The sequence below is a fragment of the Nonomuraea sp. NPDC002799 genome, from assembly GCF_053592075.1.
In genome coordinates this window covers 579,323-604,899 of the sequence record NZ_JBSFVA010000001.1, presented here as the reverse complement: position 1 = coordinate 604,899, position 25,577 = coordinate 579,323, and the positions used below count along the sequence as shown (strand labels likewise).

Genomic DNA, 25,577 nt, shown 5'->3' with positions numbered 1-25,577 from the left:
CCCTATGCGCATTCCGTTATTGGCGGCCCTCACGCTGACGGCCGCCCTGCTCTCCGCGCCGGCGCAGGCCGCGGAGACCTACCCCTTCCAGAACCCGAGCCTGCCGCTGGACCAGCGCGTGAGCGACCTGCTCGGCCGGCTCACGCAGCAGGAGAAGCTCAGCCTGCTGCACCAGTCGCAACCGGCGATCCCGCGCCTGGGCATCGCCTATCACAAGAACGGCACCGAGGCGCTGCACGGCGTCGGCTGGTCCAACCACCTCAACGACAACTGGAACCAGAAGTTCGCCAGCGGCACGGTCTTCCCGCAGGCGATCGGGCTGGCCAGCACCTGGGACCCGGCGCAGATCAAGAAGGTCGGCTCGGCGGTCGGTGACGAGGCCCGCGGCTACAACGCCGTCGATCCGGTGCTCTGGGGGCTGCAGGTGTGGGCTCCCGTCGTGGACCTGCTGCGCGATCCGCGGGCGGGCCGCAACGAGGAGGGGTACGCGGAGGACCCGCTGCTGACCGGGGCCATCTCGACGGCCTACGGCAAGGGGCTGCAGGGTGACGACCCCTTCTACCTGAAGACCGCGCCCGTGCTGAAGCACTACCTGGCCTACAACAACGAGGCCAACCGGAGCCTCACCTCCTCCAACCTGACGCCGAAGCTCAAGCACGAGTACTACGAGCCCGCCTTCAAGGCCGCGATCTCGGCGAACGCCGCGACCGGCGTGATGGCGTCGTACAACCTGGTCAACGGCCGCCCCAACCACGTCAACCCCGACCTGGACGCGGTGGTCAGGTCGTGGACGGACAAGACGCTCTACAACGTCAGCGACGCCTGGGGGCCGCACGCGCTCACGGACCTGGAGAAGTACTACGACAACAAGCCCGAGGCGTTCGCCGCCGTGCTCAAGGCCGGGCTCGACAGCTACACGATCGACGGCAGCGACATCGGGCCGATGGTGACGAACCTCACGGCCGCGCTGGAGCAGGGCCGCATCACCCAGGCCGACGTGGACCAGGCGGTGCGGAACGTCCTGTCCATCAGGACCCGGCTGGGGCACTTCGATCCGGACGGCGGGCCGTACAAGAAGATCTCGGCGGCGGTGATCAACAGCGCCGCGAACCAGAAGCTGAACCGCGAGACCGCGGGCAAGGCGGCGGTGCTGCTGAAGAACTCCGGCGTGCTGCCGCTGGCCAAGCCGAAGTCGGCGGCCGTGGTCGGGCCGCTGGCGGCCAAGGCGTACCGCGACTGGTACGCAGGGCAACTGCCGTACCAGGTGACGCCGCTCGACGGGGTCAAGGAGCGGGTCGGCGACGTCGCCACCGGCGAGGGCCTGGAGCGGATCGCGCTGAAGCATCTGGACTCCGGCAAGTACATCACGGCCACCGGCACCGGCCCCGACGACAACGCGGTCCTCACCGGCACCGCGGCGGCCGCCGCGCAGTGGGACCTGACCGACTGGACCGGCGGCGTGTCCACGCTGCGCAACGCGGGCAACGGCAAGCTGCTCGGCGGTGACTGGCGCTCGCTCGACACCGACGACGCCGACCCCGACGGCTGGTACGTCTCCCAGCAGTTCGCCCTGGAGCGGCAGTCCGACGGCGGCTACCTCATCAGGTACGCCGGCTACGAGGCCGTAGAGGGCTGGTTCGCCCTGCCCGACCCGTACGTCAGCGTCGCCGCCGACGGCACGCTCGGCCTGGCCCCCAAGGCGCAGGCCGCGAAGTTCGCCAAGGAGGTCGTCTCCGACGGCGTCGCCGCGGCCGCCGCGCAGGCCGCCAAGGCCGAGGTCGCGGTCGTGGTGGTGGGCAGCCACCCGTTCGTGGCCGGGCGCGAGTTCCACGACCGCGACAACCTGCAGCTCGGCGACGGCCAGAAGCGGCTCATCGAGGCCGTGCGCAAGGCCAACCCGAAGACGGTCGTCGTCCTGGAGACCAGCTACCCGGTCGTCGTGGACGCGCCGACCCTGCTGTGGACCACGCACGCGGGCGCCGAGACCGGGCACGCCGTCGCCGACGTGCTCTTCGGCGACGTCAACCCGGCCGGCCGGCTCACCCAGACCTGGCCCGCCTCCGACAACCTGCCGAGCATCCTCGACTACGACCTGGCCAAGACCGGTATGACGTACCTGTACGGGAAGGGCAAGCCGCTCTACGCGTTCGGGCACGGGCTCAGCTACACCTCCTTCGGCTACCAGGGGCTGAGCGTCCAGGGTGAGACGGTCGCGGTGAAGGTCACCAACACCGGCCGGGTCAAGGGCGACGAGGTCGTCCAGCTCTATACCCATCAGCGCGACTCCCGCTTCAAGCAGCCGGTCAAGCAGCTACGCGGCTTCCAGCGGGTCACGCTGAACCCGGGCGAGAGCCGGACCGTGACCTTCCCCCTGAAGAAGTCCGACCTGGCGGTCTGGGACCACACCCGCAACAAGTGGGCCGTCGAGAGCGCCACCCACGATGTCCTCGTCGGCTCCGCCTCCGACCGGATCCGGCAGTCCACCACGCTGCGGGTCTCCGGCGAGACCATCCCCGTGCGCGACCTGAGCAGGACCACGCGGGCGATGGACTTCGACGACTACTCCGGGGTGGCGTTCGCGGACGAGACCAAGGTCGCCGGCGAGGTCGTGGAGGGCGGCGCCGGGGACTGGATCTCCTTCACCGGCGCCTCGTACGGCTCCCGCCTCACCGCCTCGGTGGCCTCGGTGACCGGCGGCTCCTTCGAGGTGCGCTCCGGCTCGCCGACCGGCGCCCTGCTCACCACCGTCCAGGTGCCCGCCACCGGCGGGATCTACCAGTGGGGTACGGCGAGCGCCACGCTGAAGGCCGGCAAGGGCAGCCTGTACCTCGTGTTCAAGGGTGACCTGCGGCTCAAGGACGTGAGGTTCGCCTCGTAAACAATCCTCTTGCAAGTTGGATAGTAGTGTTATCTAATACGGGATAGCACTACTATCCAACGAGGGGATGAACGATGGTCGTGATCGTGTTGCTGGTCGCCACTGTGGTGTTCCGGCTGCTGGGCGCGCTGGGGGTGCGCCGGTTCGGCTCCTGGCGGGAGAGCGCCGCCCACGGGCTGGCCGTGATGCTGGTGATGACGGCCAGCGCCCACTTCGTCCCGGCCGAGGTGACCTTCATGCCGAACCGCGCCGACATGGCGGCCATGGTCCCGCCGTTCGTGCCGTTCCCGATGGCCATGGTCTACCTGAGCGGCGTGCTGGAGCTGGCCGGGGCCGTGGGTCTGGTGCTCCCGGCGACGCGCAAGGCCGCGGGGATCTGCCTGGCGCTGCTCTTCGTGATCCTGCTGCCCGCCAACGTCTACGCCGCTGTAACCCTGCCGGCCGGCACGGCGACGCCGCTGTGGCAGCGGGTCCCCGAGCAGGTCCTGTACATCGGGATAGCGCTCTGGGCAGCCTTTAATTCGTTGTCTATCCAAACTATTGACCTTCGACGCGCGCGTGTGTGAGCCTACTTTCTGAGCTCATGCGCGAAGGCGCGGCGACGGTCAGGGTCCTGCACTCTGCTCGTGCATGGCGGTCATCTGAACCCTTTGGGGCGCCTGCTGGCGTGCCTGGAAAGGAAGAGCCGCGCATGCGAAGAAGATTATTCGTCATGCTCGCGACCGTAGCCGTGTTACTCGTGGCTGCGGTCGTGCGGATGTCGCCGGTCTCGGCCGTGGCCTCGGATCCGTACGCGTACAAGAACGTCCGGATCGACGGTGGCGGCTTCGTGCCCGGCATCATCTTCAACCAGACCGAGAAGAACCTCATCTACGCCCGCACCGACATCGGCGGGGCGTACCGATGGAACCAGTCCACCAAGTCCTGGACCCCCCTGCTCGACTGGGCCGGCTGGGACAAATGGGGCTACAACGGCGTGATCAGCCTCGCGACCGACCCCGTGCAGACCAACCGCGTGTACGCCGCCGTCGGCATGTACACCAACAGCTGGGATCCCAGCAACGGCGCGATCCTGCGCTCGACCGACAAGGGCGACAACTGGCAGGTCACGCCGCTGCCGTTCAAGCTGGGCGGCAACATGCCGGGCCGCGGCATGGGCGAGGCGCTGTCGGTGGACCCGAACAACAACGGCGTCCTGTACTTCGGCGCCCCCAACGGCAACGGGTTGTGGCGCAGCACCGACTTCGGCGCGACGTGGGCCAAGGTGGCGAGCTTCCCCAACGCGGGCAACTACGCCCAGGACCCGAACGACGCCAACGGCTACCTCAGCCACCGGCCGGGCGTCATCTGGGTGACCTACGACCCGCGCTCGTCGGCCAAGGGGACCACCACCAAGACCATCTACGTGGGGGTCGCCGACAAGGAGAACAGCATCTACCGCAGCACGGACGCGGGCGTCACGTGGACGCGCCTGGCCGGGCAGCCCACCGGTTACCTGCCGCACAAGGGCGTGCTCGACACCGTCAACGGCTACCTGTACATCGCCACCAGCGACACCGGCGGCCCGTACGACGGCGCCAAGGGCGACGTGTGGCGCTACGCCACCGCGACCGGCACCTGGACCCAGATCAGCCCTGTCCCGTCGTCCAGCGCCGACGACTACTTCGGCTACAGCGGCCTGACCATCGACAAGCAGAAACCGGGCACGCTCATGGTGGCCACCCAGATCTCCTGGTGGCCGGACGTGATCTTCTTCAGATCGACGGACTCCGGCGCGACCTGGACCAGGGTGTGGGACTTCACGTCGTACCCGAACCGCAGCTTCCGCTACACGATGAACGTCACGGAGAACCCGTGGCTGACCTTCGGCGGCAACCCGCAACCCCCCGAGGTCACCCCGAAGCTCGGCTGGATGACCGAGTCGCTGGAGATCGACCCGTTCGACTCCAACCGGATGATGTACGGCACGGGCGCGACCGTCTACGGCACCGAGAACCTGGCGTTGTGGGACTCGGGCGGCCAGTTCACCATCAAACCCATGGCCAAGGGCCTGGAGGAGACGGCCGTCCTCGACCTGATCAGCCCGCCGAGCGGCGCGCCCCTGGTCAGCGGCCTGGGTGACATCGGCGGCTTCCGGCACGCGAACCTGGACGCGGTGCCGCCGATGATGTTCACCGCGCCCAGCTTCACCTCCACCACCAGCCTCGACTTCGCCGAGAAGACGCCGAGCGTGATGGTCCGCGCGGGCAACTTCACCGACGCCGACCGGCCCAACGACAGCCACGTGGCCTTCTCCACCGACGGCGGCGCGAACTGGTTCCAGGGCACCGAGCCGGGCGGCGTCAACGAGGGCGGGACGGTGGCCGCCGCGGCCGACGGCTCCCGCTTCGTCTGGGCCCCCAAGGGCGTGACACCGGTCTACTCGGTCGGCTACGGCAACTCCTGGCAGACCGCCTCGGGGCTGCCGACCGGCGCGATCGTGGAGTCGGACCGGGTCAACGCGATGAAGTTCTACGGCCTCAGCGGCGGCCGGCTCTACCTCAGCACGAACGGCGGCGCCACCTTCACCGCCACCGCCGCCACCGGCCTGCCCACGGTCGGCACGCACTTCAAGGCGCTACCGGGCAAGGAGGGCGACCTCTGGGTGGCCGGCGAGGGCGGCCTGTGGCGCTCGGCGGACAGCGGCGCCTCGTTCACGAAGGTGTCGGGCGTCACGAGCTCCGTCAACGTCGGCTTCGGCAAGGCGGCGCCCGGTCAGACGTACCCGGCGGTCTTCGCGGTGGCCACGATCGACGGTGTCACGGGCCTGTACCGGTCGGACACGGCGGGCACGGGCTGGCTGCGCATCAACGACGACAAGCACCAGTGGGGCAACATGGGCGAGGCCCTCACCGGTGACCCGCGCATCTACGGCCGCGTCTACCTGGGCACCAACGGCCGGGGCATCCTGTACGGCGACCGCACGGGCCCGGTGGTGACCCCGACCGTGACCCCGACGGTCACGCCCACGGTCACCCCGACCGTGACACCCACCGTCACCCCGACGGTCACCCCGACCACCGGGACGGGCTGCGCGGCGACGTACACGCCCGGCAACACGTGGCCGGGCGGCTTCCAGGCGGACGTCACGGTCAGGAACACCGGCTCCACCCCGATCACCGGCTGGAAGGTCACCTGGGCCTGGTCAGGAGACCAGAAGATCACCCAACTCTGGAGCGGCGTCCACACCCAGACGGGCACCGCCGTGAGCGTCACGAACGCCTCCTACAACGGCGGCCTGGCCCCGAACGCCACGGCGTCGTTCGGCTTCAACGGCAGCTACACCGGCACCAACGCCGCGCCGGCCACCGTCACCTGCACACCGGCCTAGAAACACCTGAGGGGCGCCGCTCAGCGGCGCCCCTCAGCACTCAGCCCTTGATGGCCCCCACGATCACGCCCTTGGTGAAGTGGCGCTGGACGAAGGGATAGATGATCAGCGCCGGGACCACCGCGATCACCACGATGGCCATCTTGATCGCCAGAGTCGGCGGCGCGTCGCCCGTGACGCCCGCCGTGGCGGCCGGCAACGGATTGTTGTCCACCACGTACTGCCGCAGGATCAGCGCCAGCGGCCATTTCCGCGTGTCGTCGATGTAGAGCATGGCGTTGAACCAGGCGTTCCAGTAGCCGACCGCGTAGAACATCGCCACCACGGCGGTGACCGCCTTCGACATGGGCAACACGATCCGCCACAGGATCCGGAACTCCCCGGCTCCGTCGATGCGCGCGCTGTCCAGCACCTCGCCGGGGATGCTCATGAAGAACGAACGCAACACGACCACGTTGAACGCCGAGACCGCCGTCGGCAGGATCAGCGACCAGTAGCTGTCCTTCAGCCCCAGCCCGCTGACCATCAGGTAGACGGGGATGATGCCGGGGAAGAAGACGAACATCAGCAACACGCTGAACAGCAGCGGCCGGTGCAGGAACGAGCCGGGGCGCGACAACGAGTACGCCCCCAGGATGCTCACCCCCGCGCTGATCAGCGTCCCCGCGATCGTCACGCCGGTGCTGACCAGCACGGCCCGGCTGACCACGGTGTCGGAGAAGATCTGCCGGTAGGCCTCGAACGTGATCCCGTCCGGCACCAGCACCAGGCCGCCCGCCCGGTTCACCGTGGCGGAGGAGCTGAGGCTGGTCAGCAGGATCGTGTAGAGCGGGCCGAGCACGACCCCCACGATCAGCAGGATCAGCGTGCCCTTGCCGAGCCGCCCCGCCGGAGAGGGCCGCTCCTCCCAGGGCGCCAGCCCGGCGGGCTTCCTGGGCCGGGTCCTCGGCGCCTTGGACGTCAGCGCGGTCATCTCGAATACACCCCTCGCTCACCGAACGCGTGCGCCACCCGGTTGGCCGCCATGATGAGCAGCAGCCCGACCAGGCCCTTGAACAGCCCGGCCGCCGCCCCGTACCCGAGGTCGCCGGTGCGGATGCCCTCCCAGTAGACGAACGTGTCGAACACCTCCGAGGCCCCGCTGCCGACGGCGCTGCGCTGCAGCATGAACTGCTCGAACCCGACGTTCAGCGCGTCGCCCAGCCGCAGGATGAGCAGCAACACGATCACCGGCCGCAGCCCGGGCAGCGTGATGTGCCACATCCGCCGCCACCGGCGGGCGCCGTCCACGGCCGCGGCCTCGTACAGGTTCGGGTCGATGGTGCTGAGCGCGGCCAGGAAGATGATCGCGCCCCAGCCGGCGTCCTTCCAGATCGTCTGGGACGTGATCAGCAGGATGAACGTGTCGGCGTCCGTCATCCAGTCGACGGCCTCGCGGCCGTTCTCGCGCAGGATCTGCGCCAGCAGGCCCGCCCCGCCGAACATCGCCTGGAAGATGGCCACGACCAGCACCCAGGAGAAGAAGAACGGCATGTAGACCACGCCCTGCACGAACGCCCGCAACTTCGCCGAGACGATGCTGTTGAGCAGCAGCGCCAGCATGATCGGCACGGGGAAGTAGAAGACGAGCTGGAAGGCCGTGATCGACAGGGTGTTCGTCATCGCGCGCAGGAACTGCGGGTCCTCCAGCAGCAGCGCGAAGTTGGTGAAGCCGATGATCGGGCTGCCGAGTATGCCGTCGGTGTACGGGTTGTAGTCCTGCAGGGCGATGACGTTGCCGAGCGCCGGGATCCACCAGAAACCGAGGACCACCAGCAACATGGGCAGGTTCATCACCAGCAGGGGCCAGTCCCTGCGCAGCCTGGCCCGCCACGGGGGCTTGCCCTGCGGGGTGGTCGCCGTTCCGGGCGTGACCGGGCGCTTGGCGGTCACCACGCTCATGGGGTGCTCCTCACAGCCTGCCGTTCTCCCGCGCGACCTTCATGTAGAAGTCGCGCGCCTCGTTGCCGCCCTGGTCCTGCCACTCCTTGACGATCTTGGACCACTCGGACACCGGCCGCTTGCCGCGGAAGATCTCCTGCATCTTGTCCTCGGTGGGCTGCGCCAGACCGGCCATCTTGGACGGCGTCTCCACCCGGATGCCGACGAACGGGTCCTTCTCCAGCAGCTTGGCCGCGTTGGTCGACCAGTCCCACAGCCCCTGCACGAGGCCCTCGTACTGGCTCTTCTCGTTGGCGTTCGGCCGGCCCGACAGGAACATGTACGTGGGCGCGACCTCCTTGCGCCCGAGCGCGGTCTGCTTCACCTTGCCGTCGTCGACCGTGTAGTGCTTGCCCTCGACGCCGTTGAAGACCAGCTCGTACTCCTGGGTGCCGAACGGCGCCGAGGTCCAGTTGGCCAGCGAGAGCAGCTCGCGGGTGCGGGCGTCGCCGAGACCCTTCTTGATGAAGACGAACATGCTGGCGGGCTCGTTGCGCCACATGATGGGCGTGCCGCCGGCGTGCGCCGGGTAGGGGGTGACGATCTGCTGGTCGAACTTGGGGTTGTCGGCCTGGAAGCGGCCCAGGTTCTCGTGCCAGGCGCCGAGGCCGTCACGGTAGATGACCATCTGGCCGCTGCCGAAGATGCCCTTGTTGTCGGCGTCCTTGTTGGCCACGATGTCGGGGTGCACGTGGCCGTCGGCGTAGAGCTTGGCGAGAAACTCGATCGAGGCGGCCCACTCGGCCGTCTCGTACTTGTACTCCAGCGTGCCGTCGCTCTTCTTGCGCCACTCGCGCGGCGCGCCGAAGGCCCGCTGCAGCTCCTGCTCCATGCCGCCGCCGAGCGCCCAGCGCTTCTTCTTCGGGTCCGTGATCGCCTTGCTGAGCGTGACCAGGTCGTCGGCGCTCTTGGGGTGCTCCAGGCCCAGCTCCTTGAGGATGTCCTGGCGGACGAAGGTGGCGAACGGGAACGGGTCGTTCTGCCAGGGGATGCCCTGGAGCACGCCGCCGAAGACGCCGTACTGCCAGGCCGCGGTGTCGTAGTTGGCCAGCATCGGGAACTCTTTGGCCTTGTCGCCCGCGAGGTAGGGGGACAGGTCGGCGAAGAGCTTGTTGGCCGCCTCGGTGAAGTGGGCCAGCTTGATCAGCTCCCAGTTCGGGACCTGCAGCAGCTCGGGCACGTCGCCGCTGGCCAGCAGGGTGCTCAGCTTCTGCCCGTAGGTGTTGCCGTCGGAGATGTTGAACCGCACGACGCCGCCGAGGCGCTCGTTGACGGTCTCGTAGTAGGAGTTGTCGCCCAGGCCCGGCGGCACCGTGCCCCACAGCGGCGTCATCGCGGTGACCTCCTTGCCGCTGGTCAGCGGCTTGGAGGTGATGGCCTGCACCATGGTGGCCGGACGCGTCAGGTAGCCGGGCGCGACGAACTCGGCGCCGGCCAGGTCCGGTGTGAGCCCGGGGATCTGGAACGGGATCCGGGTGGGCACCAGGCTCTTCAGCTTGTCGGCCGCCACGGCCGTGCCCTTGGACAACTCCTTCTTCTCAGCGCAGCCCGCTACCAGGACGCTCGCGCCGACCAGGCCGAGGAACCCGCGGCGAGTCGTGTCATTTGGCATGGCTCGCTCCCTTCTCCGAGTGGGGATGGCCTATCTACAATTAGTTGGTATTGCGACCAAACAAATTAGTAGACTGTGACCGTGGCCACAAGGGAGCGTGATGGTCACAGGTTGGTGCCGATGAGAAACCCGGTAGGGCGGTGGCTCGATGAGCGGGTCTCTCGTTAGGGAAGGGAGCCTGCGATGCGGCATGCTTGGGGCATCTCTTGGCGGGAACGGGGCTGATATTGATCACTTCTACGACCGGCCCGCAGCCGGCCGACTTCGCCGACGTACGGGCCACCAATCTCGCGGTCGTGCTGCGCTTCGTCCGCGAGCACGCGCCGTGCTCGCGCGCCGACATCGCGGCCTCCACGGGGCTGAACAAGGCGACCGTGTCGAGCCTGGTCGCCGACCTCATCGACCGGCGGCTGGTGCGTGAGACGGGGCTGACGGAAAACCGGGTGGGCCGGCCGGCCACGATGCTCGTCCTCGACGGCTCGCCCTATGCCGCCATCGGGGTCGAGATCAACATCGACCACGTGTCGGCCGTGGCCACCGACCTGGCGGGGGAGCGGCTGCTCACGTGGCGGCGCGCGTTCTCCGGCGGCGACCCGGTCAACCAGGGCGTGGCCGGGGTCGGCGCGATCGTGCGGCGCGTGGTCAACCGCATGGCCAGGGAGGAGCGCCAGGTGCTCGGCCTGGCCGTGGCCGTGCCGGGGCTGGTCGACGTGCAGGGCGTCGTACGCATCGCGCCCACCCTCGGCTGGCACGACGCCGACATCGGCGGCCACCTGGCCAAGGCGCTGCGCGATCCCGGCTTCCCCATCCAGGTCGACAACGACGCCAACCTCGCGGCCCTGGCCGAGCAGCGGTTCGGCGCCCACGCGGGCGCCTCCGACCTGGTCTACCTGACCGGCGAGATGGGCGTGGGGGCGGGCATCATCCTCGACGGCCGGTTGCGCCGCGGCGGGCTCGGCTACAGCGGCGAGATCGGCCACGTCCAGCTCGACCCCGACGGCCCCGAGTGCCACTGCGGCCGGCACGGCTGCCTGGAGGCGATGGCGGGCATCGGCGCCGTGCTGGGCAAGGACCCGTCCCCGGCGGAGATCCAGGTCGAGGTCGAGGAGGCGGTGCGCCTGGCGCGCGCGGGCGACGCGGGCACCCTGGCCGCGATCGAGTCGGCGGGCCGGAGCCTGGGCAAGGGCGTGTCCATCCTGGCCAACCTGCTCAACCCGGAGGTGGTGGTGCTCGGCGGTTACTACGTCGCGCTGGCGCCCTGGTTGCTGCCTGAGGTCCAGCGCGAGCTGAGTCACCGCGTCCTCGCCGTGGGGGCCGGTGGCTGCCAGGTCGTGGCCTCGACCCTGGGCCACGACGCGGCCGCGCTGGGGGGCGCGGCCCGGGTGCTGGATTCCGTGGATTCAGGAAAGTTGCCGGGAGGATTGTCGCGAATCCCTTGACCTTGGTCACCGGGGCGTGCACCCTTCAGTCAATCCACCGAAATGTCCGCGTAACTTCCCCAGGCCGGTCGTCGAAGCGCTTCGACACTCTCAGAGGGATGACCATGCACGAGCCCCCCTTCCGCGACCCAGCGGTGCCGCTGCCCGACCGGATCGACGACCTGATGCGCAGGCTCACTTCCGAGGAGAAGGTCCGCCTGCTCCACCAGTACCAGGCTCCGGTCGAGCGGCTGGGCCTCGGTGCGTTCCGGACCGGCACGGAGGCGCTGCACGGGCTGGCCTGGCTCGGCCCGGCCACGGTCTTCCCGCAGGCGGTCGGGCTGGCCACGACGTGGGATCCGGAGCTCGTGCGCAGGGTGGGCGAAGCGACCAGTGACGAGGTGCTGGCCTTCCACCACAAGGACCCGAGCGGGGCGGGTCTCAACGTGTGGGCGCCCGTGGTCAATCCGCTGCGTGATCCCCGGTGGGGGCGGAACGAGGAGGGCTACTCCGAAGATCCGTGGTTGACCGGCGTCATCGCCGCGGCGTTCGCGCATGGGCTTCGTGGGAGCGCTCCCGAAATCCTGAAGACGGCCCCCACACTCAAGCATTTCCTCGCCTACAACAACGAGAGCGACCGCTGCACGACCTCCAGCAACGTGCCGCCGCGAGTGCTGCGCGAGTACGAGCTGCCCGCCTTCCGCCCGGCCATCGAGCAGGGCGCGGCCGTGGCCGTCATGCCGTCCTACAACCTGGTCAACGGCCGCCCCGCGCACCTCAGCCCGCTGATCGGGCAGGAGTTGCGCGCCTGGGCGCCGGACGACCTGCTGGTGGTCAGCGACGCCTACGCGCCCGGGAACCTCACCGCGCTGCAGGGCTACCACGACACGCTGCCCGAGGCGTACGCGCACGCGGTCAAGGCCGGGCTCGACAGCTTCACCCAGGACGACGACCGCTCCGAGGCCACCCTCGGCCACCTGCGCGCGGCGCTGGCCGCGGGCCTGCTCGCCGAGGAGGACGTCGACGCGGCCGTGCGGCACACGTTGTCGATCCGGTTCAGGCTGGGCGAGTTCGATCCGGCGACGCCCTACGACGACATCACCGACAGCGTGGTCAACTGCCCCGAGCACCAGGAGCTGGCCAGGGAGGCGGCGCGCCGCTCGTTCGTGCTGCTGCACAACGACGGGCTGCTGCCGTTCACCGGCGTGACCAAGGTCGCGGTGATCGGCCAGCTCGGCGACACGCTCCTGGAGGACTGGTACAGCGGCACCCTGCCGTACGCCGTCACCGCCCGCGTCGGGCTGGCCGAGCGGTGCGAGGTCGTCTTCTGCGAGGCCGTGGACCGGGTGACGCTGACCTCCGAGGCCGGGCCCGTGGTCGCCGACGCCGCCGGCGGGCCGCTGAGCGTGGGGGCCGCGGAGGCGGGGGAGTTCGACCTATTCGACTGGGGCGGCGGCGCCTTCGCGCTGCGGGCGGTGGCGACCGGGCGGTTCGTGTCGGTGGACGGCACCACGCTGGTGAACGACCAGCCGGGGCCGGGCGGGTGGGAGGTGCGCCAGACGTTCCGGATGGAGGAGCGCCCGCGCGGCACCCTCGCCCTGCGGCACATCTCGACGGGCTGCTACGCGGGCGCCGGCGAGGACGGCGTGCTGCGCCTGGTGGACGACGCCGACCAGGCCGTGTGGCTGGCCATGGACGTGCTGCGCTCCGGCACCGATCAGGCGGCCCGCGTGGCCGCCGAAGCCGACGTGGCGGTCGTGGTGGCCGGCGACCATCCGCTGGTCAACGGGCGTGAGACCGAGGACCGCATGACGCTGGCCCTCGCCCCCGCCCAGGACGCCGTGGTCCAGGCCGCCCGCAAGGCGAACCCGCGTACGGTCATGGTCATCACCAGCGGCTACCCGCTCACCTGGACCGCCGCGGACGTCCCCGCCGTGTTGTGGTCGGCCCACGGCGGCCAGGAGTACGGCCACGCGCTGGCCGAGGTGCTCTTCGGCGACGCCGACCCCGAGGGCCGCCTCACCCAGACGTGGTACCGCTCGGAGCAGGAGCTGCCCGACCTCCTCGACTACGACATCATCGCCTCCGACGCCACCTACCTGTACTTCCGCGGCACCCCGCTGCACCCCTTCGGCCACGGCCTCAGCTACACCACCTTCGACTACGCGGACCTGCGGGTGCAGCTCACCGGCGACGTCCTGCGCGCCCAGGCCACGATCACGAACACCGGCGCCAGGCCGGGCGTCGAGGTCGCCCAGTTCTACACCCACCAGCAGCGCTCGCGGGTCAAGCAGCCGCTGCGCCGCCTGCGCGGCTTCGAGAAGGTGCGGCTGGCGCCCGGCGAGAGCCGTACGGTCACGCTGACGCTGCCCGTCTCCGAGCTGGCCTTCTGGGACGTGACCAGGAGCAGGCTCGTGGTGGAGAGCGCCCCGCACCAGCTCATGGTCGGCCGCAGCGCCACCGACCTGCGCCTGAGCGCCCGCTTCGAGGTCGAGGGCGAGACCATCCCGCCCCAGTCGGGGCTGCTGCGCGCGGCCGACCACGACGAGTACGACGCGATCACGTTCGTGGACGAGAGCAAGCTCGACGGCGACGCCGTGCGCTCGGACGTCGAAGGCGCCTGGATCCTCTTCCGCCAGGTGGACCTGACCGGCAGCCTGACCTGTGTGGCCGAGGCGGGCAGCACGGAAGGCGGCATGATCACCATCCGCCGCGGCGACCCCCTCTACGGCCCCGCCATCGCGACCTTCCCCGTGCCCAGGACCGGCCGCTACACCTACCACGCCATCACGGCGGCCCTGGACGGCGCCGACGGAGTGCATGATCTCTATGTGGTGTTCGAGAACGACGGCGTGACGCTGACCAGGCTCGCCTTCGGAGCAGGGGGTTGAGCGGGCGCACGGTCACGATCTCCGAGGTGGCCAAGCACGCGGGCGTGGCCGTCAGCACGGTCTCCTACGTGCTCAGCGGCAAGCGGACGATCTCGGCCGACACCAGGCGGCGGGTGCTCGACAGCATCAGCGTGCTCGGCTACCACCCCAACGCCGGCGCCAGGGCCCTGGCCAGCAAGCGCTCCAACGTGATCGCGCTCGTGCTGCCGCTGCGCGCGGGCATGCACGTGCCCGTCCTGATGCGCTTCGCCAGCGCCGTGGTCACGGCCGCCCGCCGCTTCGACCACGACGTGCTCCTCCTGACCGCCGACGAAGGCACCGCGGGGATCCGCCGGGTGGCCGCGAGCGCGCTGGTGGACGCGCTGGTCCTGATGGACGTGGAGCTGGACGACCGGCGGGTGCCGCTGCTGCGCGAGCTGCCCGAGCCGAGCGTCCTCATCGGCTTCCCCGCCGAACCGGCCGGTCTGACCTGCGTCGACCTCGACTTCGCGGTGGCCGGCGCCCGCTGCGTGGAACACCTGGCCGAGCGCGGCCACGAGGAGATCGCCCTGCTCGGGGCCGCCTCCGTGGTGTACGAGCGGGGCACCGGCTTCGCCCGGCGGACCCGGGAGGGGTTCGTGGCGGCGGTGGCCGCCCACGGGCTCAAAGGCGTGGCCCTGCCCTGCGAGGAGACGTTCGACGAGGTCTACGAGACCCTCCGCGATCTGCTCCTCGACCACCCGGGGCTGTCCGGCCTGGTCGTGCACAACGAATCGGCGGTCGGGCACGTGCTGGCCGCGCTGCGCCAGCTCGGCCGGCGGGTGCCGCAGGACGTGGCGGTGGTGGCGATCTGCCCCGACGACGTGGCCGAGCGGGCCAGCCCGCCGCTCACCTCGGTGCTGATCCCGGCGGAGGAGGTGGGCCGGGAGGCCGTCCGCCTGGTCATGGAGAAGCTGGAGGGGCGCGCGGTGCCCGACTCCACCCTCCTCACCCCGCTGCTCGCCGTCCGCGCCAGCACCTGACCCGCCGACGCCGCCCGGTCAGCCGGGTTCGGTTTTCGGCAGGTGCCATGGCAGGACGATCGGCTCCGGCGGCGGGTCGCCGCCCACGAGCCGGGCCACCAGTTCGCCGGCGTCCTGCGGCACGATCTTCTCGCCCGCGGTGGCCAGCTCGGACGGCGTCCACCAGTGGAAGCGGTCGGTCGCCGCGCGCTCCTCCTCGTCCATGCCCGAGGTGTCGACGACCAGGTCCCGCACGCGCAGCAGGAAGTAGGAGTCGTGCGAGAAGAAGCTCTGCCCGCCGACGGTCCACGTGCCCGAGCTGGTCGCCACCACCGGCCCCAGCTCCTCGGGCGCCACGACGTGCCCGAGCTCCTCGCGCAGCTCCCGGGCGGCCGCCTGCCGCAGGGTCTCGCCCGGGTCGACGGCCCCGCCCGGCGTGAACCACGCGTACGGCCGCTCCGCCACCTGCAGAAGCAGCCCGCGATAGAGCAGGACCCGATCAAGGTGGTCGATCACCAGCACGCGCGCCGTCGCGCGGGACACGAGTCCTGTCACACCGCCACCCGCGCCCTCCTGGGCAAGATAGATCACACCCGACATTCTGGCCGCCCATCGTCAGCCCTGGCGGCCACGCCGGAAAACGCGAAGCGCTCCCGCGGGAGCCCGTTGATCGGGCCCCGGGGAGCGCTTCTCGACGATCTACCAGTCTCCGCCGCCGAAGTCTCCGCCACCGAAGTCTCCGCCGCCGCCGAAGTCGCCCCAGCCGCCGCTGTCTCCGCCGCCGCCCATGTCGCCGCCGCCCATGTCACCGCCACCGTAACCGCCGTGGCCGAAGCCGCCGCCGAGCATGCTGCCCATCATGGTGCCGATGAACATGCCGGTCATGATGTCGCCGAAGCCGCCGTAGTAGCCGTAGGCGTAGGGCTGGTAGGCCGGGCCCGCGTCATAGTAGGGACGGCGCTGGCCGTCGACCATGACCTCGCGCATCTGCGGGTCGAAGCCGCGCTCGACCGCCTCCGCGTCCGTCTTGCAGGCGGGCACGTCGCGGGCCGCGCCACCGGGCGGGGACCAGCGGACGTCCCGGATCGACGGGCCGTGCTGCGGGTTGAAGAAGCAGGGCGCCCGCCGCTCGGGCACCGGCTCGTTGTTGACCTTGGCCTTGACCACGGCCAGCGCGTAGCGGCCGTCCTCAAGGGTCTGGGTGACCTCACGGACCTGGTCGGCGCGCTGCACGGTGGCGAGCTGCGTCTTGGCCTTCTCGTAGGAGTCGAGGGCCTGCTGCCACTCGTCGATGTGCTTGCCACCCTCGCCGGCGAGCGTCACGTCGGTGTCGACGGCGGTGATCTCCTCGCCGAGCTTGGTGACGTCCTCGTCCACGGTCTGCTTGACGGCCGCGAGGTCCTTCGCGTCCTGGATGGCGCGCTTCTTCTTCTTGTTGCTGGAGTAGAGGAAGTAGCCGCCACCGCCGACGACGACCAGCGCGCCCAGGCCGACCAGCGCGGCCGTGCTGCCGGCGCCCGGGTTGGCCTGGCTGCCGGTGTTGAGCGCCGAGCGCTTGCCCGCGACGGCGAGGTCCACGCGGTTGGCGAAGTCCTTCATGCCCGCGACGACGTCACCCGAGTTGGCGTTGACCGAAAGTTTGGCCAGGTTGCCCGCGAGACCCTGCTGGCGGATCGAGCTCGACGCCGCGTAGAGCGTGGTGCCGTCGAGAATGGCCACGGTGGACGAGGGGGCGCTCGCCGCGACCATCGCGGCGGTGAGGCTGGACATGTAGGACTTGATGGTGGAGTCGGTCACCGTGCCGTCCGGGAGCGCCGCAGCGTAGATCTTGCTGTCGGCCCCCTTCAGCGCGTCCCTGATCTCACCCTGCTGGTCCGACGTGAGCGGTGAGCCGGACTCTACGTAGAGCGGATCATTCTTCCAGGTGGACACCACCGTATTAGCGTCAGGCGGAGCCGCCGCGTAGGCGGCAGGGGACAGCGCAAGAACGACGAAAAGACCGGCGATCAGAGCCGCGATCGCGGCCCCTGCTCGGCGCAGCGAATGAGTCATTGGCAGCAAGCCTCCTTCGCCCATGAGGACGAACGGGCGGTCGGCAAAGTTCCTCACTGTTCACGTTACCCGCCCGGAGCCTCTCAAGCGCGAACCGTGACCCTACGGAGTGAGCCCCGCCAGGCGTCAGGTGTCCTTGATCTCGCAGATCGTGGCTCCGGACGTCACGGACTGCCCGACGGCCGCCGTGAGCCCCGTGATCGTGCCTGCCTTGTGGGCCGTGAGCGGCTGCTCCATCTTCATGGCCTCCAGGACCACGACCGTGTCGCCCTCGGTCACGGTGTCGCCGTCACTGGCCACGATCTTGACGATCGTCCCCTGCATGGGGCTGACCAGCGCGTCGCCGCCGGCCGACGACTTCTTCGCGGCGCCCCCGGCGCGCCGGGGCTTGTTCGCGCCCGGCGTAGCGGCGGACGGGCCGAAACCGGCCGGCAGGACCACCTCCAGCCGCTTGCCGCCGACCTCGACGGTGACCGTCTCACGGCCTGGATCCGCGCCGGAGGCGACGTCCCCGTCGTACGGCGGCACCGGATTGTCCCATTCCGTCTCGATCCACCGCGTGTGCACGGAAAAGGGCGCGGAGGTGAAGGCCGGGTCGGACACGACGGCCCGATGGAACGGCAACACGGTCGGCATGCCGGAGATCTCGAACTCCGCCAGCGCCCGCCGCGCCCGCTCCAGCGCCTCCTGCCGGGTCCGCCCGGTCACGATCAGCTTGGCCACCAGGGAGTCGAACGTCTGCGGCACCGTCATCCCGGCCTCGTAACCGGCGTCCAGCCGCACCCCCGGCCCGGAGGGTGCGCGCAGGACGCTCAGCGTGCCGGGTGCGGGCAGGAAGTCGCGCCCCGCGTCCTCGGCGTTGATCCGGAACTCGATCGAGTGCCCGCGCCCGGCCGGGTCGTCATAACCCAGCGGCTCGCCCTCGGCGATCCTGAACATCTCCCGCACCAGGTCGATCCCCGCGACCTCCTCGGTGACCGGATGCTCGACCTGCAGCCGCGTGTTGACCTCCAGAAAGGAGATCGTGCCGTCCTGCCCGACGAGGAACTCGCACGTCCCGGCCCCGACGTAGCCGGCCTCCTTCAGGATGGCCTTGGAGCTCTTGTAGAGGATGCCGAGCTGCGCGTCCGACAGGAACGGCGCCGGAGCCTCCTCCACCAGCTTCTGGTGGCGGCGCTGCAGCGAGCAGTCACGGGTGCTGACCACGACCACGTCGCCGTGCGCGTCGGCCAGGCACTGCGTCTCGACGTGGCGGGGCCGGTCGAGATAGCGCTCGACGAAGCACTCGCCGCGCCCGAACGCGGCGACCGCCTCGCGCACCGCCGACTCGTACAGCTCGGCGACCTCGCCCAGCTCGCGGGCGACCTTGATGCCGCGCCCGCCGCCGCCGTACGCGGCCTTGATCGCGATCGGCAGCCCGTGCTCCTCCGCGAACGCCACCACCTCGGCGGCCCCGGAGACCGGATCCTTGGTGCCCGCGACCAGCGGCGCGCCGACCTTCTGCGCGATGTGCCTGGCCCGCACCTTGTCGCCGAGCGCGGCGATGGCGGCCGGCGGCGGGCCGATCCAGGTCAGGCCCGCGTCGATGACGGCCTGCGCGAACTCGGCGTTCTCGGCCAGGAAGCCGTATCCGGGGTGCACGGCGTCCGCGCCGGCGCGGGCGGCCACGCCGAGCAGCTTGCCGATGTCGAGGTAGGTCTCCGCGGGGGACTGGCCGCCCAGCGCGTAAGCCTCGTCGGCCACCCTGGCGTGCAGGGCGTCGAGGTCCTGGTCGGCGTATACGGCGACGCTGCCGATCCCCGCGTCCTTGCACGCGCGGGCGACGCGTACGGCGATCTCGCCGCGGTTGGCGATCAGAACCTTCCGCACGGGCTTCCGTCCTTCCTGCGACAGTCGTGGCTCAGCGGCCAAGGTAAGCGCCGCCGTTCACGTGGAGCACCTGCCCAGTGACGTGCCTTGCTCCCGCCGAGGCCAAGAACAGCACGGTATCCGCCACGTCGGCGGGAGTGCCAGGGCGGCCGTTGCGTGTGTTCTCCACACGGGCCCGGATGCCCTCCTCCGTCAGCCGGCCGCGGAAGAACTCGGTGTCCACGACCAGGCCGGGGGAGACGACGTTCGCGGTGACGCCCTTGGGGCCCAGCTCGGCGGCCAGGTCGGCGGTCCAGGACTCCATGGCGGCCTTGGCGGCGCCGTACGAGCCCGAGCCGGTGCCCCTGGCGGCGATGGAGCCGATCGAGATCACCCGCCCGCCCGCGTCCATGCGCGGTGTCAGCGCGGTCGTGACGAGCACGGCGGACATCAGGTTGGCGTTGAGGTTGGCCCACCAGGACCCGGCCACCTCCATCAGGTCGCCGGACTGGCGGCGGTCGAGGTTGGTGTTGCCGCCCGCGTTGTTGACGAGCACGTCCACCCGGCCGGGCAGGCTGTCGAGGGCCTCATTGACGGCCACGGGGCTGGCGGCGTCGAACACCGCGCAGGCGGCGCCGAGGCGCTGCGCGGCCTCCTTCAGGACGTGCTCGCGGCGGCCGGTGATCGTGACGTGATCGCCGAGGGAGACGAACGCCTCGGCGATGGCGTATCCGATGCCGGTGCCGCCGCCGGTCACCACAACCTCGCGCATGGCCGGACAGCTCCCTACGGATCCCGAATAATCCTCGGGTAGACCATAGCCGCTCGGCATAACTCCGGCGACGGGTGGCGCCCCCTCCTTAAGGTGAGGGCGTTTTCCCGAGTTCCAGGAGGTAAGCATGGGCCAGAGCATGCTCGGCGGCGACCCTGCGGAAATGCAGACCATGTCCACCCAGTTCACGCAGCAGTCGGAGGCGGTCCGCACCACGATGACCGCGCTCGACCGCGAGGCCGCCAAGGTCGGCACCGCGTGGACGGGGCCGGGCGCCCAGCGTTTCCAGCAGGCGTGGCAGAACTACCGCACGGCCTTCCAGCGCATGACGGAGGAGCTCGCGGAGGCCTCGCGGGTCATCGGCACCTACCGGCAGAACATCGAGTCCGCCACGAAATGAGCACCGGATCGGGCCCTGGCGAGGATGCCGGGGCTTCTTTCCGCCACCGACAGCACGTCAGGTAAACGATAGGTAATCGGGCAAGCTACGCTTTCCGGCCATGATCGGTCGCGCCCTTGTGGCGAGTGTGCTGGCCTTGCACGTACTCGCGGTCCCCGCCATGGCGGTGGCCGACGACGACTGCAACCCGAAGAAGGGCGTGCTGAAACTGCCCGCCGGGGAGCCGTGGGCGCAAAAACGCCTCGACGTCAAGAACGCCTGGCGCCTCACCAGGGGCGCGGGGGTGACCGTCGCCGTCGTGGACAGCGGCGTCGACTACCACCCGCAGGTGCAGATCTCGAAGATCATCGATGAGACGCACACCGGCTATCGCGACTGCGTGGGCCACGGCACCGCGGTTTCGGGCATTATCGGCGCCCGTTACTACGCCGGAGTGCCCTTCCATGGTGTCGCGCCGGACGCCAAGATCGTGGTGGTCAAGCAGAGCAACAAGACCGACGGCGACGTCGCCAAGCTGATCAGCGGGATCGACGACGCCGTCGCGGCGAAGGCCCGCGTGATCAACGTCTCCGTGCGGGCCTCCGACAACCCCGGGCTGAAGGCGGCCATCCAGCGGGCGCTGGACCAGGACATCCTCGTGGTCGCGGCGGCCGGCAACGTGACCGGTCCCGACGACGAGGACGTGCCCGCCTACCCCGCCGCCTACGACGGCGTGCTGGCCGTGGGGGCGGCCACCCCCGAGGGGGTCAGGGCCGACTCCTCCAACGCCGCCACGCCCGTCGGCGTGCTCGGCCCCGGCACGGACATCACCGCGCCCTGGCCGGGCCGCAGCTACATGCGCGGCCTGCAGGGCACGAGCTTCGCCGCGCCGTACGTGGCCGGCACCGCCGCCCTGGTGCGCTCCCGGTTCCCCCGGCTCTCGCGCGAGCAGGTCCGCCAGCGCATCATCGCCACCGCGGACGGAACGGTCGGCGTGGGCAGCGGGGCGGGCATGGTCAACCCGGTGCTGGCGCTGACGGCCGTGCTGCCCTACGAGGCCGCCGGCGCGCCCGTGGTGGCCGAGCCGGCCGCTGCCGCGCTGCCGCCGAACGCCATCGCCAAGGTCGCCCCGCGTGACGAGAGCGCCATCGGCATCGCCATGGCGGTCGGCACCGGGGTGCTGGTCGCGGTCATGCTGGCGGGCGCGCTCGCGCTGCTCATCCCGCTGGGCCGCAGGCGTGGCTGGCGTGCCGGGCGTGTGTCCTGAACATTGCTTGACGATGAAAGGTCAAATTGGGACCGAAACTACTGATGCAAATGTGGCGGATTTGGTTGAATGTCCTTTCTAGATCGTGCAATGACTGAAGGGATGGAGATGCACCCCCTGCGGCCCGGTGATCCCGAGAACCTGGGCGCGTACGTCATCTCTGGACGGCTGACCGAGGGCCCACGTGGCGCGGCGTTCGTCGGCAGAGAATCTGATGACGCGCCGTTACGAGTGATAAAGCTGCTGCCCTCGTCTCCGGACGAGGTCGGCGACGACGTCGCTCGCCTCACTGGGATGCAACGCGTTTCAAGTTCCCACGTCGCCAGGACACTGGAGGCGGGACAGCACGGCGACCAGCCGTACGTGGTGCGTGAGTACGTCGAGGGACGCAGCCTCGCCGAAGTCGTGGCGGAGGACGGCCCGCTCGACGGCGACGCGCTGGAGCGGCTGGCGACCGGAGTGCTGACCGCGCTGACCGCGGTGCACCTGGCGGGCATCACGCACCGCGGGCTCACCCCGTACAACGTGATCATCGGCCCTGACGGGCCGCGCGTGACGGACGCCGATCTCGGCGAGCCCGCCGGCGAGATCGGCTACCGGGCGCCCGAACAGATCCGGGGCCTGGGTTACGGGCCTTACGCCGACGTGTTCGGCTGGGCCTCGCTGGTGGTGTTCGCCGCCACCGGGCAGCCGCCGTTCGGCCACGAGGCCGACGCGGTGCTGGACGAGGAGCCCGCGATCGGCGAGCTGGCCGACCCGCTGCGCCGCGTGGTGCTGCTGGCGCTGGCCAAGGACGTCGGAGGACGCCCGACCACGTACACGGCGCTGCTGCAGCTCCTCGGAGACAAGCGTGGCGAGACCGCGCTCATGACGCAGCAGCAGCCGGCCCAGCCCGGCGCGCCCATCGAGGGTGTGCCGGTGCCCGGCCTGCCGTTGCAGGGACTGCCCATCGAGGGCATGCCCCCGCTGGTGGGCCCGCAGGCGTGGGGCTCGCAGGACCCGATGCAGTCAGGTCCCATGCCTGGTCCCATGCAGGGCGGCCCGATGCAGCAGGGTCCGATGCAGCCTGGCCCGATGCAGGGCGGCCTGATGGGTCCCCTGCAGCAGGGTCCGATGCAGGGCGGCCCGATGCAGGGTGTTCCGCTGCCGCCTGCCGAGCCCGTGTGGGGTCCGCCGCAGGACGCGCCGCAGCAGGCGTGGCAGCCGGTCCAGGGTCAGACGGTCTCTTCCCGCAAGCCTCGCCGGTCGTTCCCGGTGGGTCTGGTCGCGGCTGTCGGCGCGCTGGCGCTGCTGTCCGGCGTGGGGCTGTGGGGAGCCAACCACTACGCCTCCACGCAGCGTTTCGAGCCTGTGGCGGCGGCGGTGGGCGCGAACCCGTCCAGCGGCGCCGCGGGTGTCCGCGGCACGGAGAACGGAGTCGACCAGCCGGGCCAGCCGGTGCAGGAGCAGCCCGGTCAGGGGCAGCCCGAGGTGACCGTGCCGTGGGCGATGCCGTCGAGCGGCAGCCCGGACGACGTGGGCCCGATGGTGCTGCCGACCGACTGGACCTCGCCGACGCCGCCCGAGCTGAGCACCGTGCCGACGCCGGTCCCGATCAACACGCAGCCGGTCGTGCCGACCGCCCAGCCGACGGCCACGCAGCAGAAGACGCCGCAGCCCACGGTCACGGTGACGCGCACGCCGACCTCCACCCCCACCCCCACTCCGACACAGACGCCGACCGCCACCCCGACTCCCAGCCAGGAGCCGACCCCGACTCCCACCCCGACGCCGACCGTGACGGAGACCGTGACGTCGACGCCGACCCCGTCGGAGACGAAGACGACGGCCAAGCCGACGCCGACCAAGACGACGGCCAAGCCGACGCCGACCAAGACCACGGCCAAGCCGACCCCCACGCCGACCAAGACGACGGCCAAGCCGGCGCCGACGCCGACCAAGACCACGGCCAAGCCGGCGCCCACGCCGACGACGGCCAAGCCGGCGCCGACGACGGCCAAGCCGGAGCCGGTGCGTAACCCGCACACGCCGACCGCGGTCTGCGGACCGGGCTTCTACGTGCAGCGTTCGCAGCCGTTCGCCGGAGGGGAGACCTTCCAGCTCTACAACACCTCCAGCGGGCAGAACTGCGTGGTCACGATGAAGACCGTGGACGTGGGCAAGGCCACCCCGATGACGGCCGTCCTCGAGGTGCAGGGCGGCGGGCGCCAGGTCGCCAGCGGCTCGTACGCGTACTACGCCGGGCCGGTCAAGCTGCCCGCCAAGGGCAAGTGCGTGCGCTTCGAAGGCAGTGTCGGCTCCGGCCGCACCAGCGCCGGATTCGCCAACTGCGGCTGATCCACCGAAACGCCGGAACCCCCCTCAGGACCGTGGTCCGGAGGGGGGTTCTTTGACTTCGGCGGAGGTTACGGGCGCCGGTCAGGAACCGAAGCGGTGGTGGGCGCCCGGCAGGGAGCCACGGTGGGTGGTGGTGCCGGTCAGCAGCCACGGTGGGTGGTGGTGCCGGTCAGGAGCCACGGCGGGTGGTGGCGCCGGTCAGTGGCCGAGGCGGCCCATGAGGTCGTCCTTGGAGTCGGCGGCGGCCTGCTCCGCCTTGACGACGGCGGCCAGGATCTCGTCGGCCAGCCGCCTGGCGTCCAGCCGCCTTCTGCTCACCGTGCTGATCTCCAGCGCCACCAGGGTGCCGAGGGCGTCGGCCGTGGCCACGATCCGGCCCTCGTCGGCGCGCCCGACGAACTGGCGCGAGCTCCACTCGGACACCATCTCCTCCGCCCGCCTGGCGGTGGCGACGAGCCGCTCCAGGCGGGCCATCGCCTCGTGCATCTCCCGCACGGCTCAACCCTCCCGCAACACGCGCTCGATGTGCGCCGCCAGCGGATCGCCGCCCGCGGGGTCGAACTGCTGCCCGGGGCCGGCCAGATCGGCCGTCAGTTCGGTGAGCCGCTCGCCCATCGCGGCGTGGGCCGCGCCGATCGCCCCCATGACGGCCTGTGCGAGCTGGAGGTTGTCCAGGTCGCGCAGGCCGCGCGGATCGATGGTCAGCCCGGCCAGGCGTCCCTCGCCGGAGATCCGGGCCCGTACGACGCCCTTCTCGTCGGTGCCCTCCAGCCGCTCGCGCTTCAGGTCCTCAAGCCTGCCGGCCATCGCGGCGGACCAGGCGTTCACCTGGCGCAGCAGGCCGCCGACGTCGCCTTCCCTGCCTTCCGCGAAGGCGTTGACGTCGTTCATTGGGGCTCGGCCTCCGGCGCCGGGATCCATTCGCGGTCCAGCCGCGACGGGTCGTCGACGGTGGGCGACAGGGTCAACTCCCGCGCGCCCTGTTCCGGATTGCCGCCGTGGTAGAACTGGGCCTTCAGTTTGTTCAGGCTCTGCTCCAGCTTGTTGAGGTCGCCCTCGTTGTTGTTGTAGATGTCCGCGAACTGCTTGACCATGGTGCTGAGCATGCCGGTGAAGACGGTGGCCTGGGCCACCAGGGCGGCGCGCCCGATCGGGTGGCCGCTCATTCGCGCCAGCGCGCGGAGGATGGACGCCGAGCTGGCGTACACACCGAACACCGATATGTCATACTCCAGCACCTCCTCGTACTGGTTCTGCATGGTCGTGCTCATCTGGTCGCCGACGTCGCCGAGCTTGGCGAACAGGAAGTCCTGGTTGAATCGCATGTACTCCTTGACCGTGGTCGACGCCTGGCCCTTCCAGTTCGGCGAGACGTGGTCGAAGTAGTCGCGCCACATGTCCAGCTTGTTGCCCTCCAGGGAGCCGGACAACTCCTTCCACGTCTCGCGCCGGTCGTAGAACAACCACGGATTGCCTATGTTGAGCGTGGCCGCCACGTCGATGGCCAGCGCGGCCACGCCGAGCCCGGACATCGTCATCGCCGACCTGGTGGTCTGCCGCAACGGGTGAAGCTCGCCGATCAGGCGCTTGAAGAAGCCGGGATCGGTACGGGCGGCGGCGGCCGGCACGGACGCCGTCTTCGGCACGGCGGCGCTGGGGTTGGCGACACGGGGCTGCTGGACGCCCTGCGAAGCAGGGGTCCCTCCGGGGGGCGCCCACGGGCTGGCCTGCGGAGGAGCAGCAGGGGTTCCTCCGGGCGGAGCCCACTGGCCGCCCTGCGGAGCGGCAGGGGT

19 protein-coding genes are annotated in these 25,577 nt (G+C 70.5%); 9 read left to right on the top strand and 10 right to left on the bottom strand.

Translation table 11 applies throughout. The features are described 5' to 3' along the window. Positions 1 to 4 precede the first annotated feature (4 nt). The 3 genes from ACWD0F_RS02640 (at position 5) to ACWD0F_RS02630 (ending at position 6,248) form a co-directional block, all read left to right on the top strand. Complete coding sequence (locus ACWD0F_RS02640; RefSeq protein WP_449872085.1) at positions 5 to 2,878, top strand: glycoside hydrolase family 3 C-terminal domain-containing protein; 2,874 nt, start codon at positions 5 to 7, stop codon at positions 2,876 to 2,878. Between the two features lie 74 nt (positions 2,879 to 2,952). Then, a complete protein-coding gene (locus ACWD0F_RS02635) occupies positions 2,953 to 3,444 on the top strand; it encodes a DoxX family protein (protein WP_449872083.1) in 492 nt (163 codons plus the stop codon). A gap of 125 nt (positions 3,445 to 3,569) precedes the next feature. After that, entirely contained in the window at positions 3,570 to 6,248 is a 2,679-nt protein-coding gene (locus ACWD0F_RS02630; RefSeq protein WP_449872081.1) for a cellulose binding domain-containing protein, read from the top strand. A gap of 40 nt (positions 6,249 to 6,288) precedes the next feature. On the opposite strand, the gene ACWD0F_RS02625 is transcribed toward ACWD0F_RS02630, so the two are convergent. From ACWD0F_RS02625 to ACWD0F_RS02615, 3 genes are read right to left on the bottom strand one after another with little or no spacing between them, the layout of a single operon-like run. After that, complete coding sequence (locus ACWD0F_RS02625) at positions 6,289 to 7,221, bottom strand: carbohydrate ABC transporter permease (RefSeq protein ID WP_449872079.1); 933 nt, start codon at positions 7,219 to 7,221, stop codon at positions 6,289 to 6,291. After that, complete coding sequence (locus ACWD0F_RS02620; RefSeq protein ID WP_449872077.1) at positions 7,218 to 8,189, bottom strand: ABC transporter permease; 972 nt, start codon at positions 8,187 to 8,189, stop codon at positions 7,218 to 7,220. The genes ACWD0F_RS02625 and ACWD0F_RS02620 overlap by 4 nt, the downstream gene beginning before the upstream one ends. A gap of 10 nt (positions 8,190 to 8,199) precedes the next feature. Then, positions 8,200 to 9,840 carry an extracellular solute-binding protein gene (locus ACWD0F_RS02615; protein WP_449872075.1) on the bottom strand — a complete coding sequence of 547 codons (1,641 nt, stop codon included), beginning with the start codon at positions 9,838 to 9,840 and terminating at the stop codon, positions 8,200 to 8,202. Between the two features lie 227 nt (positions 9,841 to 10,067). Here ACWD0F_RS02615 and ACWD0F_RS02610 point away from each other — a divergent pair, with 227 nt between their 5' ends. From ACWD0F_RS02610 to ACWD0F_RS02600, 3 genes are all read left to right on the top strand, one after another. Next, the gene (locus ACWD0F_RS02610; RefSeq protein ID WP_449872073.1) at positions 10,068 to 11,279 is read left to right on the top strand and encodes an ROK family protein; all 1,212 of its coding nucleotides are present in this window, start codon (positions 10,068 to 10,070) and stop codon (positions 11,277 to 11,279) included. 98 nt (positions 11,280 to 11,377) lie between these two features. Continuing rightward, a complete protein-coding gene (locus tag ACWD0F_RS02605) occupies positions 11,378 to 14,149 on the top strand; it encodes a glycoside hydrolase family 3 C-terminal domain-containing protein (protein ID WP_449872071.1) in 2,772 nt (923 codons plus the stop codon). Beyond that, positions 14,146 to 15,150, top strand: a complete 1,005-nt coding sequence (locus tag ACWD0F_RS02600) for a LacI family DNA-binding transcriptional regulator (protein WP_449872069.1) — start codon at positions 14,146 to 14,148, stop codon at positions 15,148 to 15,150. Before ACWD0F_RS02605 ends, ACWD0F_RS02600 begins: the two co-directional genes overlap by 4 nt. An 18-nt stretch (positions 15,151 to 15,168) precedes the next feature. On the opposite strand, the gene ACWD0F_RS02595 is transcribed toward ACWD0F_RS02600, so the two are convergent. The 4 genes from ACWD0F_RS02595 to ACWD0F_RS02580 form a co-directional block, all read right to left on the bottom strand. Next, positions 15,169 to 15,720 (bottom strand): NUDIX hydrolase, encoded by a 552-nt coding sequence (locus ACWD0F_RS02595; RefSeq protein WP_449872067.1) that lies wholly within the window; start codon positions 15,718 to 15,720, stop codon positions 15,169 to 15,171. A gap of 108 nt (positions 15,721 to 15,828) precedes the next feature. Further along, a complete protein-coding gene (locus ACWD0F_RS02590) occupies positions 15,829 to 17,061 on the bottom strand; it encodes a hypothetical protein (protein WP_449872065.1) in 1,233 nt (410 codons plus the stop codon). Between the two features lie 246 nt (positions 17,062 to 17,307). Next, positions 17,308 to 19,050: an acetyl/propionyl/methylcrotonyl-CoA carboxylase subunit alpha gene (locus tag ACWD0F_RS02585; RefSeq protein WP_449872063.1), complete on the bottom strand. Its 1,743-nt coding sequence runs from the start codon at positions 19,048 to 19,050 to the stop codon at positions 17,308 to 17,310. Between the two features lie 31 nt (positions 19,051 to 19,081). Next, on the bottom strand, positions 19,082 to 19,801 hold the full coding sequence (locus ACWD0F_RS02580) for an SDR family NAD(P)-dependent oxidoreductase (protein ID WP_449872061.1): 720 nt from the start codon (positions 19,799 to 19,801) through the stop codon (positions 19,082 to 19,084). Between the two features lie 127 nt (positions 19,802 to 19,928). Between ACWD0F_RS02580 and ACWD0F_RS02575 the strand changes: the two genes are divergently transcribed. The 3 genes from ACWD0F_RS02575 (at position 19,929) to ACWD0F_RS02565 (ending at position 23,784) form a co-directional block, all read left to right on the top strand. Continuing rightward, complete coding sequence (locus ACWD0F_RS02575; protein ID WP_449872060.1) at positions 19,929 to 20,201, top strand: WXG100 family type VII secretion target; 273 nt, start codon at positions 19,929 to 19,931, stop codon at positions 20,199 to 20,201. Positions 20,202 to 20,301: 100 nt separating this feature from the next. Then, on the top strand, positions 20,302 to 21,447 hold the full coding sequence (locus ACWD0F_RS02570; protein WP_449872058.1) for a S8 family serine peptidase: 1,146 nt from the start codon (positions 20,302 to 20,304) through the stop codon (positions 21,445 to 21,447). A gap of 69 nt (positions 21,448 to 21,516) precedes the next feature. Continuing rightward, positions 21,517 to 23,784 carry a serine/threonine protein kinase gene (locus ACWD0F_RS02565; protein WP_449872056.1) on the top strand — a complete coding sequence of 756 codons (2,268 nt, stop codon included), beginning with the start codon at positions 21,517 to 21,519 and terminating at the stop codon, positions 23,782 to 23,784. A gap of 198 nt (positions 23,785 to 23,982) precedes the next feature. On the opposite strand, the gene ACWD0F_RS02560 is transcribed toward ACWD0F_RS02565, so the two are convergent. The 3 genes from ACWD0F_RS02560 to ACWD0F_RS02550 are packed head-to-tail and all read right to left on the bottom strand — an operon-like array spanning position 23,983 to position 25,430. Then, a complete protein-coding gene (locus ACWD0F_RS02560; RefSeq protein WP_449872378.1) occupies positions 23,983 to 24,270 on the bottom strand; it encodes a YbaB/EbfC family nucleoid-associated protein in 288 nt (95 codons plus the stop codon). Positions 24,271 to 24,282: 12 nt separating this feature from the next. Continuing rightward, positions 24,283 to 24,675 carry a YbaB/EbfC family nucleoid-associated protein gene (locus ACWD0F_RS02555; RefSeq protein ID WP_449872054.1) on the bottom strand — a complete coding sequence of 131 codons (393 nt, stop codon included), beginning with the start codon at positions 24,673 to 24,675 and terminating at the stop codon, positions 24,283 to 24,285. After that, entirely contained in the window at positions 24,672 to 25,430 is a 759-nt protein-coding gene (locus tag ACWD0F_RS02550; protein ID WP_449872052.1) for a hypothetical protein, read from the bottom strand. The genes ACWD0F_RS02555 and ACWD0F_RS02550 overlap by 4 nt, the downstream gene beginning before the upstream one ends. Between the last annotated feature and the right edge of the window lie 147 nt (positions 25,431 to 25,577).

Bases quoted from the DNA above. Each gene is read 5' to 3' on its own strand.
- ACWD0F_RS02580 (WP_449872061.1), bottom strand. From the start codon at position 19,801: ATGCGCGAGGTTGTGGTGACCGGCGGCGGCACCGGCATCGGATACGCC.
- ACWD0F_RS02630 (WP_449872081.1), top strand. From the start codon at position 3,570: ATGCGAAGAAGATTATTCGTCATGCTCGCGACCGTAGCCGTGTTACTC.
- ACWD0F_RS02570 (WP_449872058.1), top strand. From the start codon at position 20,302: ATGATCGGTCGCGCCCTTGTGGCGAGTGTGCTGGCCTTGCACGTACTC.
- ACWD0F_RS02565 (WP_449872056.1), top strand. From the start codon at position 21,517: ATGTCCTTTCTAGATCGTGCAATGACTGAAGGGATGGAGATGCACCCC.
- ACWD0F_RS02605 (WP_449872071.1), top strand. From the start codon at position 11,378: ATGACCATGCACGAGCCCCCCTTCCGCGACCCAGCGGTGCCGCTGCCC.
- ACWD0F_RS02635 (WP_449872083.1), top strand. From the start codon at position 2,953: ATGGTCGTGATCGTGTTGCTGGTCGCCACTGTGGTGTTCCGGCTGCTG.
- ACWD0F_RS02620 (WP_449872077.1), bottom strand. From the start codon at position 8,189: ATGAGCGTGGTGACCGCCAAGCGCCCGGTCACGCCCGGAACGGCGACC.
- ACWD0F_RS02615 (WP_449872075.1), bottom strand. From the start codon at position 9,840: ATGCCAAATGACACGACTCGCCGCGGGTTCCTCGGCCTGGTCGGCGCG.
- ACWD0F_RS02560 (WP_449872378.1), bottom strand. From the start codon at position 24,270: ATGCACGAGGCGATGGCCCGCCTGGAGCGGCTCGTCGCCACCGCCAGG.
- ACWD0F_RS02575 (WP_449872060.1), top strand. From the start codon at position 19,929: ATGGGCCAGAGCATGCTCGGCGGCGACCCTGCGGAAATGCAGACCATG.
- ACWD0F_RS02555 (WP_449872054.1), bottom strand. From the start codon at position 24,675: ATGAACGACGTCAACGCCTTCGCGGAAGGCAGGGAAGGCGACGTCGGC.
- ACWD0F_RS02640 (WP_449872085.1), top strand. From the start codon at position 5: ATGCGCATTCCGTTATTGGCGGCCCTCACGCTGACGGCCGCCCTGCTC.
- ACWD0F_RS02625 (WP_449872079.1), bottom strand. From the start codon at position 7,221: ATGACCGCGCTGACGTCCAAGGCGCCGAGGACCCGGCCCAGGAAGCCC.